Source organism: Pseudomonas sp. T1.Ur, assembly GCF_023516725.1.
Lineage (GTDB): Bacteria > Pseudomonadota > Gammaproteobacteria > Pseudomonadales > Pseudomonadaceae > Aquipseudomonas > Aquipseudomonas alvandae.
This window is the reverse complement of record NZ_JAMGSN010000001.1, coordinates 1,574,945-1,589,995: the sequence shown is the minus strand read 5'-3', so window position 1 is coordinate 1,589,995 and position 15,051 is coordinate 1,574,945. Positions and strand designations below refer to the sequence as shown.

The window sequence follows — 15,051 nt, the reverse complement described above, 5'->3', positions numbered from 1 at the left end:
GCTGCCCCCGTGCCGATCAAACCTAATACCCCATACAGAACCAATTGCCACCGACCGTTACCGAGGGCGGCAGCAACTCTAACCTTTCAGGATCAAAACGATATCGATTGCGGCGGTCGATCCTTCTGGAAGACTCTCCGGTACCGTCGAGACAACTTGGGCATCATGGATTCCGCCGCCTACGATATCGATTGTCGCTTCCCCCGGGCCTGTTTCGTCCGCTCCGAAACCATATTGACCAGACTTCAGGCTCACCGTGTAAATGCCCTCGCTGGATCGCACCAGATACAGCGGCGGCCGCCCTTCGCTTTTCCTGTAGATCAAGTGGTCAGAGCCTCGACTCACGAAAAGGCTCTGTATCTCCTGCTGCGACGGCATCGCTGTCTCCTTGATCCGGCCTCATGCCGGGCCATCAACCAATAGCCCACAAACTCGAATCACGCCAGCCGATGAGGCCGCTGGCTGTCTGGAGCAAACATGAATCCGTATATGATCCAGGGCCCCGGCCCAGATCGGCATCAGCGTTGGTCGCACCAGCGGACACATGGTCTACGAAATCCTCGAGGCCCACGGCGGAGCTGCCGCAGGACGTTCACCTGTTTTTTCAGAACACCGGCAAAGAGCGCGAGGAGACGCTGATCTTCATCGACCAGATAGCCAAGCGTTGGAGCGTGAACATTATCTGGATGGAGTGGTGCCGGTTGTACGGCCAGCCGGAAGACGCGCCCTGGTACAAGCCGGTGGACTTCGAAACGGCCAGCCGCAACGGCGAGCCGTTCACGATGATGCTCGAATATTACGCCGCGTACCGGAAGGCAGAGAAGAACCTGGCGCCAGTGCTGCCGAACTTCTCGAACAACATGTGCACCGCATATCTGAAGGTGAAGATCGGCGAGAAGCACATGCGCGCCCTTGGCTACACCGAATGGGATTGCGTCGTCGGCATCCGTTACGACGAGCCGAAGCGCTACCACCGCATGATGGCGGCGAACGACCGCGACGGCACGCGCTGGGACAATGTCTGCCCCTCCTACACCGCCGGAATCACGAAGGAAGATGTCTCGGAATTCTGGGCGGCCCAGCCCTTCGATCTGAGCATGGATTCGGATTTCGGAAATTGCGACCTGTGTTGGAAGAAGAATGAAGGCAAGCTGATCAAGACCATCATGGATGATCCTTCTCGGGTTATCTGGTGGTCAGATACTGAAGAGCAGTTCGGCCAGGTGTTCCGGCAAGACCGCGCTGACTACAAAACCATGGGCTGGTCTGCCGAACAACGCTCCCAACAGACCGACTTCGGTTTTTATTATCTCGCTGAAGACATCGATTGCTTCTGCGGTGACTAGTCAGCTCAATCGACGTCATCACCCCGGATAGCAGGCTTTCTCCTCAACCCACCATTCTTCAGAAGCATCTCCCGACACGCGCACAGAGAGGCCGTCGTGTTCCACAACTTCGCCACAACGTTCGACACCAGTGACTACATCACAAACGAAATCACCCACTTCGAATTCTACCGTTTTGTCGCTGTTGATCTGCATGACGCCTCCGAAGGTCGGATAGAAAGAACCTAAACATCAATAACCCAATTTCTCCACTGACGCTACTGGCGAGGATCTCCTATGCGCCTGCACCTTTGAAGATGTTCTCGCGGTGGTATTTTAGGAAGGTCCGCTGAATAGGATCAAAAGCGCCAACATTCGGAGTCCCGGCTAATCCCCATGCCTGCGCGACCGACTTCGCTTGTTCTGAAATCAGGACCCGCCCGTCATCGGAAAAGGATATCCAACCCCTATCGAACAATTTATCTACGTGAGGGGAAAGCAAGAGACCGTTACTGCCGCTGAGGCGCTCCTCGTTATCAGAGTATCTCCAAGGTTTGATATGACTTGCCACCAAAAACGCTAGGTTATCGACACCGGTGAGCCGGCATCGTTTTTCCTGTTGAGCCACCCGCATCCTGAAAATCCCTTGCCCTATCCTAGATCGGACCAATTGCTGCTTTTCAGTTTCGGGGATCTCAGAAGACCGGAGGATTTGTTCCTGCAGCGCGTCCTCTCCCTCGATCTCGATTTCATTAACGGTCTGGACTGCAGTCGGGTCGACTTCGCATACCAAGCTGAGAATTAAATTGCCGAGATCCTGCGAAATACTCGCGAGATAGATTCCTTGGTTGCCATCCCCGTTTTTCTGGATTGGAGAATATTTCTCAGGGAGCAACGGCGCTATCCGATAAAGAAAATTTTTGGGCCGAAGAGGTGTCGTCAGTGGCATCCACTCCACCGAAACTTGCCATCCGGAACTTCCCCAATACTCAGCTGCCTCCCAATGAGTTTTCGGAATAGGTGCATCGACATGATCATTGGTCACCACACCAATGGACTTGATGACGCCGTTTGCATAGGAAATAATTCTGTCGCCGACTTTTGCCTTCGTAAGGTTCAAGTACCCCTCATTGGAGTTGCCATTCTTTTTTGTCTTGGGCGCCCAAATGTATCCACCAGAGTATTCATCAAGGTGGGTTTGCTTATGGTTGACCCACCAATAACGATGCGCTGGCTTGGAAAGACTGTGGGAAGCACGACGGAATACCGCGATTTCATTTGCTCTATCAACCGAGTCACATTCCCACCCAGCAGCAATCCAGAGGTGGGCCCAAGTATGACTGTCTTCGGTGCGTGAGTTTGCCCACCAAGCGTCATGGTTCCTTGCGCTGGGTGGCAAGCCATTTACTAAGGAGTCGATGTGAGTAAATGCTAGCTCGACCGAGTCTTCCAACTGGGCTTTCAGATGATTTGCTAATGGCGCGTATTTGCTCATGCTCACCTCCTTGGTTGAGGTAGGAGCATATTGACATCACGTCGCGACCGCAACAGCATCAGCCCGCCGCCTATGGCTGCTTTGGCATGGCCAACGATCCGTGGCGAATCAGCGAGCAGCAGACAAAGGCGGCCTAATCGTTATCGCGAATATCCGCGCATGCGTAGCACTCGTCCGCAGCAGATTCGACAGCTTCCTTGACGTGATCGGTCATGTCTCGTGGGTCGTCAAAGTTGCCCACCTCTCCGCTGGTCATGAGAAAGTTTCCGAGCTTGTAGGCGGGAGTCGGATCGTTGCCGGGATTGTAATGGTTGGAATGTCTTTCGCAATACTTCAGCACCCCCGCCCTAACGGCAATGCTAATTGCCACCGCTTCCTTCTCTTCCTCTTCCATCATCGCGTTCTTGGCCTGGCCCATCGCAGTAACTCCGAACGAAGTGAACCTCAAGGATAGTTCGGAATCCGGAACGTCAACCAAAAACCACTCCACCGCCCGGGCATGCCCCGGCATAGGACGCCCCCCTTGCCCACAGAAAATAACCCGGCCGAGCTGCTGAAGGTTGAGCGCTCGACGGTCACCAAGCTGTTGATCACCGGCGCACCGCGGCTTGACCCGATAACCTTATTCCACGAGGACTTCGGCCGGCGCGACTGCCCGACTGGATCAGACCCGAACTACCAGACCGCCCAAAGGCAAGATCACGATCAACTGCTGAGACAACAGCTGGAACGCCTATTGGGGTGGCATGGGCCCGCGCACAGTCGCGAAATTTGTCGCCGACTGCGATTGGCATTACATCCTGAACTGCCTCGATCGCGGTATCAGTAGCACGAGGTTCAGCGGAGACGCGCTCCATACCTTCGCGAAAAAGTGCATCGTCCAGCGCCGCCGGCAACAGACCGGCCGACATGACTGGAGCTGGATGAGCTGAGCAAGGATGAGGCTCGTGAGCTCTGGCACGACATCGACGTTCTGCGAAGCGTCGAGTCGCCAAACGAATGCTGGCGTCACGACAGGCTGTTGACTGAACTGTTTGGCAATGAATGGCACTACCCGGTTGGCGACAAGGCGGTCGAGGAGAATCACGAACTCAACTACCGGCGCCGAGTGGTGGAAGCGGTACAGGGCGCATTACGGCAAGAACAGTAGCAAGTGGCAGCACGAAGCGTTTTTATCTCAGCGGGCCCATGAGGGGCCTCCACGACTCTCACTAATCCGCGTTCAGTTCAGCAAATACAACCATCGAGCGTCATACGAGTTCTAGAGCAGACCATGCCGACTGGGTGGCTTGAGACCTTCAGTTCACACCGGCTCAGAAACATTGAATTTCAGGACTTGGGCGGCTCATAACGCAACCCTCCCAAATCCGTTTTCCTAATTATAGTTTTCAAATCAACTTTACCTCGCCTCAGATTTTCTGCTGCATCACTCCTCGCAACATATAGAAAGCTCTTACCTTCTTTTATCTTTGCGAGGGCCTTTAGATCGACCAAGCCTTCGAGATCTTTCCTCGCGGTATTCTCCGAGATATCATAGTCATGTATCAACTCTTTAGATATGAAGACCCTCCCTGGATTACGGATGATTTTCTTCAGCATGTGCCCCTGCCGGTAGTTAAGCATTTTACTAATCCCACACTCATCTAGCCAACTCATCAACTCATAAAACTCTCTTCTCTTGCCCTCAAAATATTGTATAAATTCAACCACTGCCCGCTCAATGATTTTTAGCTGATACAATACAAAGTACGTCATATCAAAATCATCATTCTCAGTAAAAAGATATGACTCCCCGTACTGGACAGGCGCTTGCTTAAGCAGCGCACTTATCGATATGTATTCAAATGCCCAGTATCCACTTTTTAACATGAACCAGTAAAATAAGCACCTTGCCGTCCTGCCATTTCCATCCCGAAAAGGATGCTCATAGCCAATCATAAAGTGGAGAGTTATAGCCTTGATTAATGGATGAATGAACAACCTACCATCCTGCCCGTCATGCGCTTCATTGGCGAAAGCACAGAGATTTTCCAAACGATCCAAAAGCAAATCGGCTTTTGGAGGTTGGTGGGCTACTTCGTCGTCGCGGCCTCCAACGAATATATCGTCCGTCTCCCGAAATCTTCCTGGAGTTACTTCCTCATCCTTAACACCTAAGGTTGCTATCCTGTGAAACTCGCATATGAGTTCAAGTGAAAGAGGCTGATCTTTATTATACTTCGCGTGCCGCATAAGAAGATAATTGTTGAGAATCATCCTCTCATCATCATTTTGCGGTTCTCTTTCTTTAACCAACATTTCCTTTGCGGCCTTTCGCGTCGTAGCAGCGCCTTCAAGCTGAGCACTTGAAATCGCCTCCTCCATCATCAATGAATCTACTAAGTACTTAGTATTCTGACCGTGCCCCGCCGAAGACCCCGCAGCTCCTCCCAACCGGCCACTTAGCTGTTCGATATCATGAATAACTTTATGACAGTAATCGGTCATATATAATTTGAAAGGTTGGTGATCTTCGCTAAAGAGCGATAGATCTTTAAGGCCACTTGATCTCGCAATCTTTACCGCCGCCCATGCAGCTTCTTTATTTATCCCCGATTTAACCCTGCGGCTAAACTCATGCCAATGGAGATATCTCCCTTTCGAGTCGACAGCTTTAAAGTCTCCAAGCAAATCAAATACAACTTGGGCGTGCTCCTTCAGTAGAACTCTGAAAGGCTTGGGTTTAAGTATCTTTGCCACATCATCACCGCAATTTTTTAAAATTGCGGTGATGTTCGACCAGAATCCTGACTCCTGTCAAGACAACCCTCTTCATCCAACTAATGCCTGCCGGTGTACGGCGGGCAAGGAATTCGTATGCCTGAGAAAAAATCCATCCAAGATTTGCATGGTGCTGACCTGACCCTGTGGGCTGCACGTGCCCAGGGCATTGGAGACAGGAAGCGAATCAAGCTGTACGCCTCTGGGCCGTGCCTTTATCGAGACACTGGACCGGGCGGCGAGCCGTTTCCGTTCCGCCCCGACTCTCACCTGGGTGACACAGCAGTCCTCATTCATGAAATGGCCGAGGTCGGGATTCTCACCTTGTTTTAGCACGGGGCGCAGTTTGAAGCCTAAGGCTCTGGACACGTTGGTTTTACCGGAAACGCCCAGACGGCCCTGACCCGGTGCGACATGGCGCGGAAGCTCCGCCAAGACTTTACGGCCACTGCCACCAACTGATCACCACCTTCTGCCGCCACGCGCGGCACGGAGCACACCAATGAATAAAGAGCTGATCAAGATCAGTGAATTCCAGCGCCGGCGCTGGGGTGAAAACGGCACACCACCCTGCCCCCAAGGCGATTCGCAACTACATCCGTAACGGCCAGGTGCCCGGCGAGCAGATCGGGAAACTCTGGTACGTTGATTGGACAGCATTCAGCCGGTCGAACGGTAATGATCTGGTCGCAATGGTATTGAAAGGAGCTGCATGATGGTCCCACGGCCGCGCAACAAAGCGAACAAGAGCCTCCCACAGAACCTGTACTTCGATTCGCGGCGCTCGACCTATCGCTACCGCCGGCCTACCGACGGTAAGTGGTTCCAATTCGGCGGCTACCGGATCAAAGCGATCGATGCCGCGAAGCAGTTGAATCTGGAGTTCATGCGCGGCGCAGACCTTATCGGCGCCGTGATGGGCAGCACATCGGAATCCTTCGCCGGCTTCCTGGATGCCTACGAACGCGACGTGCTGCCGCCACGGGAACTGGCAAAAGGGACCTTGGGCCTGTACGCCGTGCACTTTCGCCGCTTTCAGAAACAGTTCGAAGGCAAAGCGGTCGACCAAATCACAATCCGCATGATTGCCGAAATGCTGGATGCGCTCACTCCGCGCACGGCAAATCAGTGCCGCGCGCTGCTGATCGACATCTTCAACCACGCAGCGGCCAAGGGCCTATGCCCGGACAACCCGGCGGCCAGCACCATCAACCGGATCGAGAAGAAGTAGCGCAAGCGGCACACCGTCGAGCATCTTAAGGCCATTCGAGAAAAATCGCCTGCCTGGCTGCAAAACGCAATTGACCTGGCATTGATCACTGCGCAGCGGCGCACCGACATCTTGAATATGCGATTTGACGGGGTTCGGGAGGGACACCTGTATGTGGTGCAGCAGAAGACGGCCAAGGCCAGTGACACAGCGTGGATCCGGTTCAAGGTGACCGACGAACTACAAGCTGTGATCAGCCGGTGCAGGGATGAGATCGTCTCGCCTTACCTGATCCATCGCCGGCAGAACCGCAAGAAGCAGAAGCAAGCGCAGACAAAGGACCACTGGACGCAGGTCGAAGAGCGATATTTGACGCGGGCCTTCAAAGAGGCACGGGAGGCGGCGGGTTGTTACAAAGGATGGAAGGAAGAGGAAATGCCGGGCTTCCACGAAGTGCGGGAGTTGTCGCTGCACCTGTACCAAAAAGCAGGTAAGGATGGGCAGAAGATAGCCGGTCACGCCAGCGAGAGCATGACCAGAAACTACCAGAAGGATCACGCGGATATCGTGTGGTCGGAGGCAATCCCCGACCTGAATATCAGCGAAATCACTGGATAGTTTTGCGCAGGCACAAAAAAGCCGATCTAGCTGATCGGCTTAACTGTCTGATTCTACTCAGGAAATATGGTCGGGACGGAGTGATTCGAACACTCGACCCCTAGCACCCCATGCTAGTGCGCTACCGGACTGCGCTACGCCCCGACTAGGCGTGAATCTTGTTCCGCTTCTCAACGGAACGCTCAGGAATATATCGCAAGCTTTTGAAAACTGGAAGTATTTAAAAGCAGAAATTTATTTCTTGAGCACCACCAGTACATCTTCAAGCTCGGCGATCATCTGGCGGATCATTTGTTTGTACTGGGTTGTGTCGTCCTTGGCCTCGTCACCGGAGAGGCGCAGGCGCGCGCCGCCGATGGTGAACCCCTGGTCATACAGCAGCGCGCGGATCTGCCGGATCATCAGCACGTCCTGGCGCTGATAATACCGGCGGTTTCCGCGGCGCTTGACCGGGTTGAGTTGAGGAAACTCCTGCTCCCAATAGCGCAGCACGTGCGGCTTTACCGCACACAGCTCGCTGACTTCACCAATGGTGAAGTAGCGTTTGCCTGGGATGACGGGTAGCTCGTCGTTATGACTTGGTTCCAGCATAAGCCTCAACTCGGGCCTTCAACTTCTGCCCTGGACGAAAGGTGACCACACGGCGAGCCGTGATCGGGATTTCTTCTCCCGTTTTCGGATTGCGGCCAGGCCGCTGGCGTTTGTCCCGAAGGTCAAAATTGCCGAAACCCGACAATTTGACCTGTTCGTTGTCCTCGAGAGCGTGCCTGATTTCTTCGAAAAACAGTTCGACCAATTCTTTGGCCTCCCGTTTATTCAGGCCCAACTCCTCATACAGACGTTCCGCCATCTCAGCTTTCGTCAGAGCCCCCATACGTCACTTCCTTAACGTGGCGTTCAACCTGTGTTCGAGCGAGGTGAGGATATTCTGCGTTGCGGTATTCACCTCATCGTCATTAAGAGTGCGCGATGGATGCTGCCAGGTCAAGCCGACGGCAAGGCTTTTTCTATGAGGATCAATGCCTTTACCCTGATACACGTCAAATAGCCTGAGGTCCGTCAGCCATTCGCCTGCATTTTCACGAATTACTGCCAGAACCGCGCTGGATGCGACACCGACGTCAGCCACCAGGGCAAGGTCGCGGCGCACTTCAGGAAAGCGCGACAACTCCTGGAATTTCGGCATTTTTCCTTGGGCGACTTCGGCCAGGACCAGCTCGAAAACGAAGACTGGACGGTCCAGACCCAGGGTCTTGGACAATTCAGGGTGGATTGCGCCGACATAACCGACTTCACGACCGTCTCGCTCGATGCGCGCGGTCTGCCCCGGGTGCAGCGCCGGATGCTTGCCAGGCACGAAAGTGAACGCGTCAAGCGCGCCGGCAAAGCCCAGCACGGCTTCCACGTCGGCCTTGACGTCGAAGAAGTCGACGACATCGCGCCCTTGTGCCCAGCCTTCCGGCAGGCGGCTGCCGCAAACGACGCCGGCCAGCATCGGCTCTTGCTTCAAGCCGTCCAGCTGACCCACGAAGCGCAGGCCACTCTCGAACAGCCGCACGCGATCCTGCTGGCGGTTCAGGTTGTGCTGCAGCGACTTGACCAGGCCCGGCCACAGGGACGAACGCATGGCCGCCATGTCGTTGGAGATCGGGTTCGCCAGCAACAGCGGCTCGACACCGGGATTGAACAGTTCGAACTGACGCGGATCGATGAAGCTGTAGGTGATTGCTTCCTGATACCCACGAGCCACCAGCAGGCGGCGCAGTTCCGGCAGCTCGCTGCGAGCCTCGGCCTTGGCTTGCGGGGCCAGGCGCGCCTGGGGATAGCGAACCGGCAGGCGGTTGTAGCCGTACAAGCGAGCCAGTTCTTCGATCAGGTCGACTTCCAGGCTGATATCGAAGCGATGGCTTGGCACTTCAACCTGCCACTGCCCTTCCCCATCGGCACGGATGCCCAGGCCCAGGGCGCTGAGCAGACGCTCGACCTCGGCTGGAGCCATTTCCATGCCCAGCATCTGGGTGATGCGCTGGGCACGCAAGGTAACCGGTGCAACCTTTGGCAGATGCTGTTCGCTGACCGTCTCGATGACCGGGCCGGCTTCGCCCCCAGTGATTTCCAGCAGCAGGCCAGTGGCGCGCTCCATGGCTTCACGGGCCAGTTGCCAGTCCACGCCGCGCTCATAGCGGTGCGAGGCGTCGGTGTGCAGGCCATAGGAACGCGCCTTGCCGGCAACCGCGATCTGGTCGAAGAATGCGCTTTCGAGGAATACATCGCGAGTCGTCGAAGACACGCCGCTGTGCTCGCCTCCCATTACGCCAGCAATCGCCAGGGCCCGGGAATGGTCCGCAATGACCAGCGTATCGCTGCGCAAGGCCACTTCCTGACCGTCGAGCAGTACCAGTTTTTCGCCTTCTTCGGCCATGCGCACGCGGATGCCGCCGTTGATTTCGGCGAGATCGAACGCGTGCAGCGGTTGACCCAGTTCCAGCATCACGTAGTTGGTGATGTCGACAGCCGCGTCGATGCTGCGCACTTCAGAGCGACGCAGGCGCTCGACCATCCACAGCGGGGTCGGCTTCGACAGGTCGACGTTTCGGATCACTCGACCCAAGTAACGAGGGCATGCCGCCGGCGCCAGGACCTCGATCGAGCGCACTTCATCGTGCACGGCGGGTACAGCCGCGATCACCGGACGCGTTACCGGGGCGTCATACAGCGCGCCCACTTCGCGGGCCAGGCCGGCCACCGACAGGCAGTCGCCACGATTCGGGGTCAGGTCAACCTCGATGCTCGCATCGTCCAGGCCCAGGTATTCACGAATGTCCTGGCCCACTGGCGCATCGGCCGGCAGCTCCATCAGGCCATCGTTGCCTTCGCCAATCTGCAGCTCCGCCTGGGAGCACAGCATGCCGTTGGACTCGACACCGCGCAGCTTGGCTTTCTTGATCGTGAAGTCGCCCGGCAGTTCGGCGCCGATCATGGCAAACGGGATCTTCAGGCCCGGACGCACGTTGGGCGCACCGCACACGACCTGGAAAGTTTCCGCGCCATTGCTGACCTGGCACACCCGCAGCTTGTCGGCGTCTGGGTGCTGCTCGGTGCTCAACACCTCGCCCACCACCACGCCGCTGAAGGCACCGGCGGCCGGCGTCACGCTATCGACCTCAAGGCCGGCCATCGACAGGCGAGCAACCAGCTCGTCCTGGCTCACCTGCGGGCTTACCCAGCCACGCAGCCATTGTTCACTGAATTTCATCCTGCTCTCCTAAGGGTTCGTTACGACTAGCGAAATTGCGCGAGGAACCGCAAGTCGTTGTCGAAGAACAGACGCAAGTCATTCACGCCGTAACGCAGCATGGCCAGGCGCTCGACGCCCATGCCGAAGGCAAAGCCCGAGAATTCTTCCGGATCGATCCCGGACATGCGCAGCACGTTCGGGTGAACCATGCCGCAGCCCATGACTTCCAGCCAACCGGTCTGCTTGCAGACACGGCAACCTTTGCCGCTGCACATCACGCATTCCATGTCGACTTCAGCCGATGGCTCGGTGAACGGGAAATACGAAGGGCGGAAACGCACGGCCAGTTCTTTTTCGAAGAACACCCGCAGGAACTCTTCGATAGTGCCTTTCAGGTCGGCGAAATTGATGTCGCGATCAACCAGCAGGCCTTCGACCTGGTGGAACATCGGCGAGTGGGTAATATCGGAGTCGCTGCGATACACACGGCCTGGGCAGACGATGCGGATCGGCGGCTGCTGCGATTCCATGGTGCGGACCTGTACCGGCGAGGTATGGGTGCGCAACAGCATGTTCGCATTGAAATAGAAGGTGTCATGCATCGACCGGGCCGGGTGATGGCCTGGGATGTTGAGCGCCTCGAAGTTGTGATAGTCGTCTTCGACCTCAGGGCCTTCGGCAATGCCATAGCCGATGTGGGTGAAGAACTGCTCGATGCGTTCCAGGGTCCGGGTCACTGGATGCAGGCCACCGGAAGTCTGGCCACGGCCAGGCAGGGTCACGTCGATGGACTCGGCGGCGAGCTTGGCAGCCAGCCCTGCTTCCTCGAACAACGCCTTGCGCGCATTGAGGACCTCTGTGACACGTTCCTTGGCGACGTTGATCAGCGCACCGACCTGCGGACGCTCTTCGGCCGGCAGGTTCCCCAGGGTCTTCATCACCTGAGTCAACTCGCCTTTCTTGCCAAGGTAGTGAACCCGGATTTGCTCCAGGGCATTGATATCTTCAGCGCTTTGCACAGCCTCTAGTGCTTGAGCGACCAGCGCGTCCAGGTTTTCCATGTACAGACTCCAGATACAAAATAGGGGAAGAGCTTTAAGGCTCTTCCCCTATTTATGACGTTTGACACCTGGGCCCGCAGATGCGGACCCCGGTGACTGCCGGGGGTACTTAAGCCAAGGTGGCTTTAGCTTTCTCGACAATCGCAGCAAACGCCGCTTTTTCGTTCACTGCCAGATCAGCCAGAACCTTACGGTCGATCTCGATGGACGCTTTTTTCAGGCCAGCGATGAAACGGCTGTAGGACAGACCGTTAACACGAGCACCAGCATTGATACGAGCGATCCACAGAGCGCGGAACTGACGTTTTTTCTGACGACGGTCACGGTAGGCGTATTGGCCTGCCTTGATTACCGCTTGCTTGGCAACACGGAATACGCGGGAACGCGCGCCGTAGTAGCCTTTAGCAAGTTTCAGAATTTTTTTGTGACGCTTACGGGCAATGACGCCACGCTTTACACGAGCCATGAGTTACTTCCTCTATTCTTGATCCAAAAATTAACGAAGGCGCAGCATGCGCTCGACTTTTGCCACGTCAGACGGATGCAGCAAGCTGCTACCGCGCAGTTGACGCTTACGCTTGGTCGACATTTTGGTCAGGATGTGGCTCTTGAAAGCGTGCTTGTGCTTGATACCGTTAGCAGTTTTCAGAAACCGCTTAGCAGCACCACTTTTGGTCTTCATCTTTGGCATGTTCGGATACTCCGCATTCAGTTGATAAACATAATCGCAAGGCCTGCCGTGCCCTGTTGATTACTTCTTCTTTTTCGGGGCGATGACCATGATCAGCTGGCGTCCTTCCATCTTAGGATGCTGTTCGACCGAACCGTACTCGAGCAGGTCTTGTTCAACCCGCTTGAGGAGTTCCATCCCCAGCTCCTGGTGGGCCATCTCACGGCCGCGGAATCGCAAGGATACCTTGGCCCTGTCCCCGTCACTCAGGAAACGTACCAGGTTGCGCAGTTTTACCTGGTAATCCCCTTCCTCCGTCCCTGGACGAAACTTGATTTCTTTTACCTGAATCTGCTTCTGGTTTTTCTTCGCCGCGGCAATCTGCTTCTTCTTCTCGAAGATCGACTTGCCGTAGTCCATCACCCGGCAAACGGGCGGGACTGCGTCCGCGGAGATTTCCACCAGATCAAGCTTGGCTTCTTCAGCAATACGAAGCGCTTCATCAATCGAGACGATGCCAATCTGCTCGCCATCAGCGCCAATTAACCGAACCTCGCGTGCCGAGATATTCTCGTTGATCGGGGCTTTCGGTGCAGCTCGTTTATCTTGTCTCATTTCACGCTTAATAATAATTACTCCGAATCTGGGCGACCACGCCGGGAAACCGCTTGCGCGAGAAACTCAGCGAATTCGGCGACGGGCATCGAGCCCAGGTCAGCACCTTCACGAGTACGCACAGCGACAGTCTGCATCTCGACCTCCCGATCTCCAATAACCAAGAGAAAGGGAACCTTGAGCAAAGTATGCTCGCGGATTTTAAAGCCGATCTTTTCATTTCTCAAGTCGGACTTGGCACGAAATCCGCTTTGGTTGAGAATTTTTTCGACCTCGGCGGCAAAATCTGCCTGTTTATCAGTGATATTCATGATCACTGCCTGGGTCGGCGCCAGCCACGCGGGGAACGCGCCCTCGTAATGCTCGATCAGAATCCCGACGAAACGCTCGAACGAACCGAGGATCGCGCGGTGAAGCATGACCGGGTGCTTGCGGCTGTTGTCTTCGGACACATATTCAGCGCCCAGACGGATCGGCAGGTTGAAATCGAGCTGCAAGGTACCACACTGCCAGACGCGACCGAGGCAATCTTTCAACGAGAATTCAATCTTCGGACCGTAGAAAGCGCCTTCGCCCGGCTGCAGGTCGTACGCAAGGCCCGCGCTGTCGAGGGCGGCGGCCAGGGCGGCCTCGGCGCGATCCCACAGCTCGTCGGAACCGACGCGTTTTTCCGGACGAGTGGACAGCTTCATTTCGACTTCAGTGAAGCCAAAGTCGCGATAGACGTCCATGGTCAGCTTGATGAAGGCGGCGGATTCGGCCTGCATCTGCTCTTCCGTGCAGAAGATATGCGCGTCGTCCTGGGTAAATGCCCGCACGCGCATGATGCCGTGCAGCGCACCCGACGGCTCGTTACGGTGGCAGGCACCGAACTCGGCCAGGCGCATCGGCAGCTCGCGGTAGCTCTTCAAGCCCTGGTTGAACACTTGCACGTGGCAAGGGCAGTTCATCGGCTTGATGGCGTAGTCGCGATTTTCCGACTGGGTCGTGAACATGTTGTCGGCGTAGTTGGCCCAGTGCCCGGATTTCTCCCACAGGCTGCGGTCGACTACTTGCGGCGTCTTGATTTCCAGGTAGCCGTTTTCACGCTGGACCTGGCGCATGTACTGCTCCAGCACCTGGTACATCGTCCAGCCGTTCGGGTGCCAGAACACCATGCCCGGGGATTCTTCCTGGGTATGGAACAGGCCCAGGCGCTTGCCGATCTTGCGGTGATCGCGCTTCTCGGCTTCTTCGATACGCTGGATGTAGGCCGCCAGTTGCTTCTTGTCCGCCCAGGCAGTGCCATAGACGCGCTGCAACTGCTCGTTCTTCGCATCGCCACGCCAGTAGGCGCCGGACAGCTTGGTCAGTTTGAAGGACTTGAGGAAACGCGTGTTCGGCACGTGCGGGCCGCGGCACATGTCGACGTATTCTTCGTGGTAATACAGGCCCATGGCCTGCTCGTCCGGCATGTCTTCCACCAGACGCAACTTGTAGTCCTCGCCACGGGCCTTGAAGACTTCGATGACTTCGGCGCGCGGGGTGACTTTCTTGATGACGTCGTAATCTTTCTCGATCAGCTGCTGCATGCGCTGCTCGATGGCCGCCATGTCGTCCGGCGTGAAAGGACGCTCGAAGGCGATGTCGTAATAGAAGCCTTCGTCGATGACCGGCCCGATGACCATTTTCGCGCTCGGATACAGCTGCTTGACCGCATGGCCAACCAGGTGAGCGCAGGAGTGACGAATGATCTCCAGCCCCTCTTCATCCTTGGGCGTGATGATTTGCAGCGAGGCATCGCTGTCGATGACATCGCTGGCGTCGACCAGCTTGCCGTTGACCTTGCCGGCCAGGGTGGCCTTGGCCAAGCCCGCGCCAATGGATGCGGCGACCTCGGCTACGGAAACCGGGTGATCGAATGAACGTTGACTGCCGTCGGGAAGAGTAATAGTTGGCATGGCGCCTCCTCTCCTAGTGGTGACCCCTACCAAAGGTCACGTGGGTTGGGATGAGCCAGTACAAGATCCAGTCCAGGCCATTCAATGACGAACGCCTGCCTTACAGCGGCAGGAGCCTT

General features: G+C 56.1%; 17 protein-coding genes, 1 tRNA gene and 2 pseudogenes. 6 read left to right on the top strand and 14 right to left on the bottom strand.

The genetic code is table 11. The features are described 5' to 3' along the window. Window positions 1–78: 78 nt before the first annotated feature. On the bottom strand, window positions 79–378 hold the full coding sequence (locus tag M8Q45_RS07410; RefSeq protein WP_249874141.1) for a hypothetical protein: 300 nt from the start codon (window positions 376–378) through the stop codon (window positions 79–81). 146 nt (window positions 379–524) lie between these two features. Here M8Q45_RS07410 and M8Q45_RS07405 point away from each other — a divergent pair, with 146 nt between their 5' ends. Beyond that, window positions 525–1,346, top strand: coding sequence for an adenine nucleotide alpha hydrolase family protein (locus tag M8Q45_RS07405; protein ID WP_249874140.1), 822 nt, complete (start codon window positions 525–527; stop codon window positions 1,344–1,346). Between the two features lie 18 nt (window positions 1,347–1,364). Here M8Q45_RS07405 and M8Q45_RS07400 read toward each other — a convergent pair whose 3' ends face one another. The 3 genes from M8Q45_RS07400 to M8Q45_RS07390 all read right to left on the bottom strand — a co-directional run bounded on the left by M8Q45_RS07400 (window position 1,365) and on the right by M8Q45_RS07390 (window position 3,238). Further along, window positions 1,365–1,541 (bottom strand): hypothetical protein, encoded by a 177-nt coding sequence (locus tag M8Q45_RS07400; protein WP_249874139.1) that lies wholly within the window; start codon window positions 1,539–1,541, stop codon window positions 1,365–1,367. A gap of 79 nt (window positions 1,542–1,620) precedes the next feature. Continuing rightward, a complete protein-coding gene (locus M8Q45_RS07395) occupies window positions 1,621–2,820 on the bottom strand; it encodes an HNH endonuclease (protein WP_249874138.1) in 1,200 nt (399 codons plus the stop codon). Window positions 2,821–2,953: 133 nt separating this feature from the next. Beyond that, a complete protein-coding gene (locus M8Q45_RS07390; RefSeq protein ID WP_249874137.1) occupies window positions 2,954–3,238 on the bottom strand; it encodes an Ea8.5 family phage-derived protein in 285 nt (94 codons plus the stop codon). Between the two features lie 328 nt (window positions 3,239–3,566). Here M8Q45_RS07390 and M8Q45_RS28545 point away from each other — a divergent pair, with 328 nt between their 5' ends. Then, entirely contained in the window at window positions 3,567–3,752 is a 186-nt protein-coding gene (locus M8Q45_RS28545) for a phiTE_072 family protein (protein ID WP_502940233.1), read from the top strand. Next, a complete protein-coding gene (locus M8Q45_RS28540) occupies window positions 3,734–3,970 on the top strand; it encodes a phiTE_072 family protein (RefSeq protein ID WP_502940541.1) in 237 nt (78 codons plus the stop codon). Before M8Q45_RS28545 ends, M8Q45_RS28540 begins: the two co-directional genes overlap by 19 nt. Window positions 3,971–4,149: 179 nt before the next feature. Here the strand turns inward: M8Q45_RS28540 and M8Q45_RS28455 are convergent, their stop codons facing one another. Then, window positions 4,150–5,559, bottom strand: coding sequence for a Fic family protein (locus M8Q45_RS28455; protein ID WP_249874136.1), 1,410 nt, complete (start codon window positions 5,557–5,559; stop codon window positions 4,150–4,152). A 117-nt stretch (window positions 5,560–5,676) separates the two neighbouring features. On the opposite strand from M8Q45_RS28455, the gene M8Q45_RS07380 reads away from it, so the two are divergent. The 3 genes and pseudogenes from M8Q45_RS07380 to M8Q45_RS07370 all read left to right on the top strand — a co-directional run bounded on the left by M8Q45_RS07380 (window position 5,677) and on the right by M8Q45_RS07370 (window position 7,408). Then, window positions 5,677–5,913, top strand: a complete 237-nt coding sequence (locus M8Q45_RS07380; protein ID WP_249874135.1) for a hypothetical protein — start codon at window positions 5,677–5,679, stop codon at window positions 5,911–5,913. A 169-nt stretch (window positions 5,914–6,082) separates the two neighbouring features. Then, window positions 6,083–6,296, top strand: a pseudogene (locus M8Q45_RS07375) (hypothetical protein). Then, window positions 6,296–7,408, top strand: a pseudogene (locus M8Q45_RS07370) (tyrosine-type recombinase/integrase). Before M8Q45_RS07375 ends, M8Q45_RS07370 begins: the two co-directional pseudogenes overlap by 1 nt. Window positions 7,409–7,475: 67 nt before the next feature. Here the strand turns inward: M8Q45_RS07370 and M8Q45_RS07365 are convergent. The 9 genes from M8Q45_RS07365 to thrS all read right to left on the bottom strand — a co-directional run bounded on the left by M8Q45_RS07365 (window position 7,476) and on the right by thrS (window position 14,932). Further along, window positions 7,476–7,552, bottom strand: a tRNA-Pro gene (locus tag M8Q45_RS07365). A gap of 90 nt (window positions 7,553–7,642) precedes the next feature. After that, a complete protein-coding gene (locus M8Q45_RS07360) occupies window positions 7,643–7,999 on the bottom strand; it encodes a MerR family transcriptional regulator (RefSeq protein WP_003179985.1) in 357 nt (118 codons plus the stop codon). After that, on the bottom strand, window positions 7,980–8,282 hold the full coding sequence (ihfA, locus tag M8Q45_RS07355) for an integration host factor subunit alpha (protein ID WP_002553164.1): 303 nt from the start codon (window positions 8,280–8,282) through the stop codon (window positions 7,980–7,982). The genes M8Q45_RS07360 and ihfA overlap by 20 nt, the downstream gene beginning before the upstream one ends. Before the next feature lie 3 nt (window positions 8,283–8,285). After that, window positions 8,286–10,664: a phenylalanine--tRNA ligase subunit beta gene (pheT, locus tag M8Q45_RS07350; RefSeq protein WP_249874134.1), complete on the bottom strand. Its 2,379-nt coding sequence runs from the start codon at window positions 10,662–10,664 to the stop codon at window positions 8,286–8,288. Between the two features lie 26 nt (window positions 10,665–10,690). Continuing rightward, window positions 10,691–11,707 (bottom strand): phenylalanine--tRNA ligase subunit alpha, encoded by a 1,017-nt coding sequence (gene pheS, locus M8Q45_RS07345; protein WP_030142134.1) that lies wholly within the window; start codon window positions 11,705–11,707, stop codon window positions 10,691–10,693. Between the two features lie 109 nt (window positions 11,708–11,816). Beyond that, entirely contained in the window at window positions 11,817–12,173 is a 357-nt protein-coding gene (gene rplT / locus M8Q45_RS07340; protein WP_002553161.1) for a 50S ribosomal protein L20, read from the bottom strand. A gap of 30 nt (window positions 12,174–12,203) precedes the next feature. Beyond that, the gene (gene rpmI, locus M8Q45_RS07335) at window positions 12,204–12,398 is read right to left on the bottom strand and encodes a 50S ribosomal protein L35 (RefSeq protein WP_002553160.1); all 195 of its coding nucleotides are present in this window, start codon (window positions 12,396–12,398) and stop codon (window positions 12,204–12,206) included. A gap of 60 nt (window positions 12,399–12,458) precedes the next feature. After that, window positions 12,459–13,010, bottom strand: a complete 552-nt coding sequence (gene infC / locus M8Q45_RS07330; RefSeq protein WP_169432615.1) for a translation initiation factor IF-3 — start codon at window positions 13,008–13,010, stop codon at window positions 12,459–12,461. Further along, window positions 13,010–14,932 (bottom strand): threonine--tRNA ligase, encoded by a 1,923-nt coding sequence (thrS, locus tag M8Q45_RS07325; RefSeq protein WP_249874133.1) that lies wholly within the window; start codon window positions 14,930–14,932, stop codon window positions 13,010–13,012. Before thrS ends, infC begins: the two co-directional genes overlap by 1 nt. Between the last annotated feature and the right edge of the window lie 119 nt (window positions 14,933–15,051).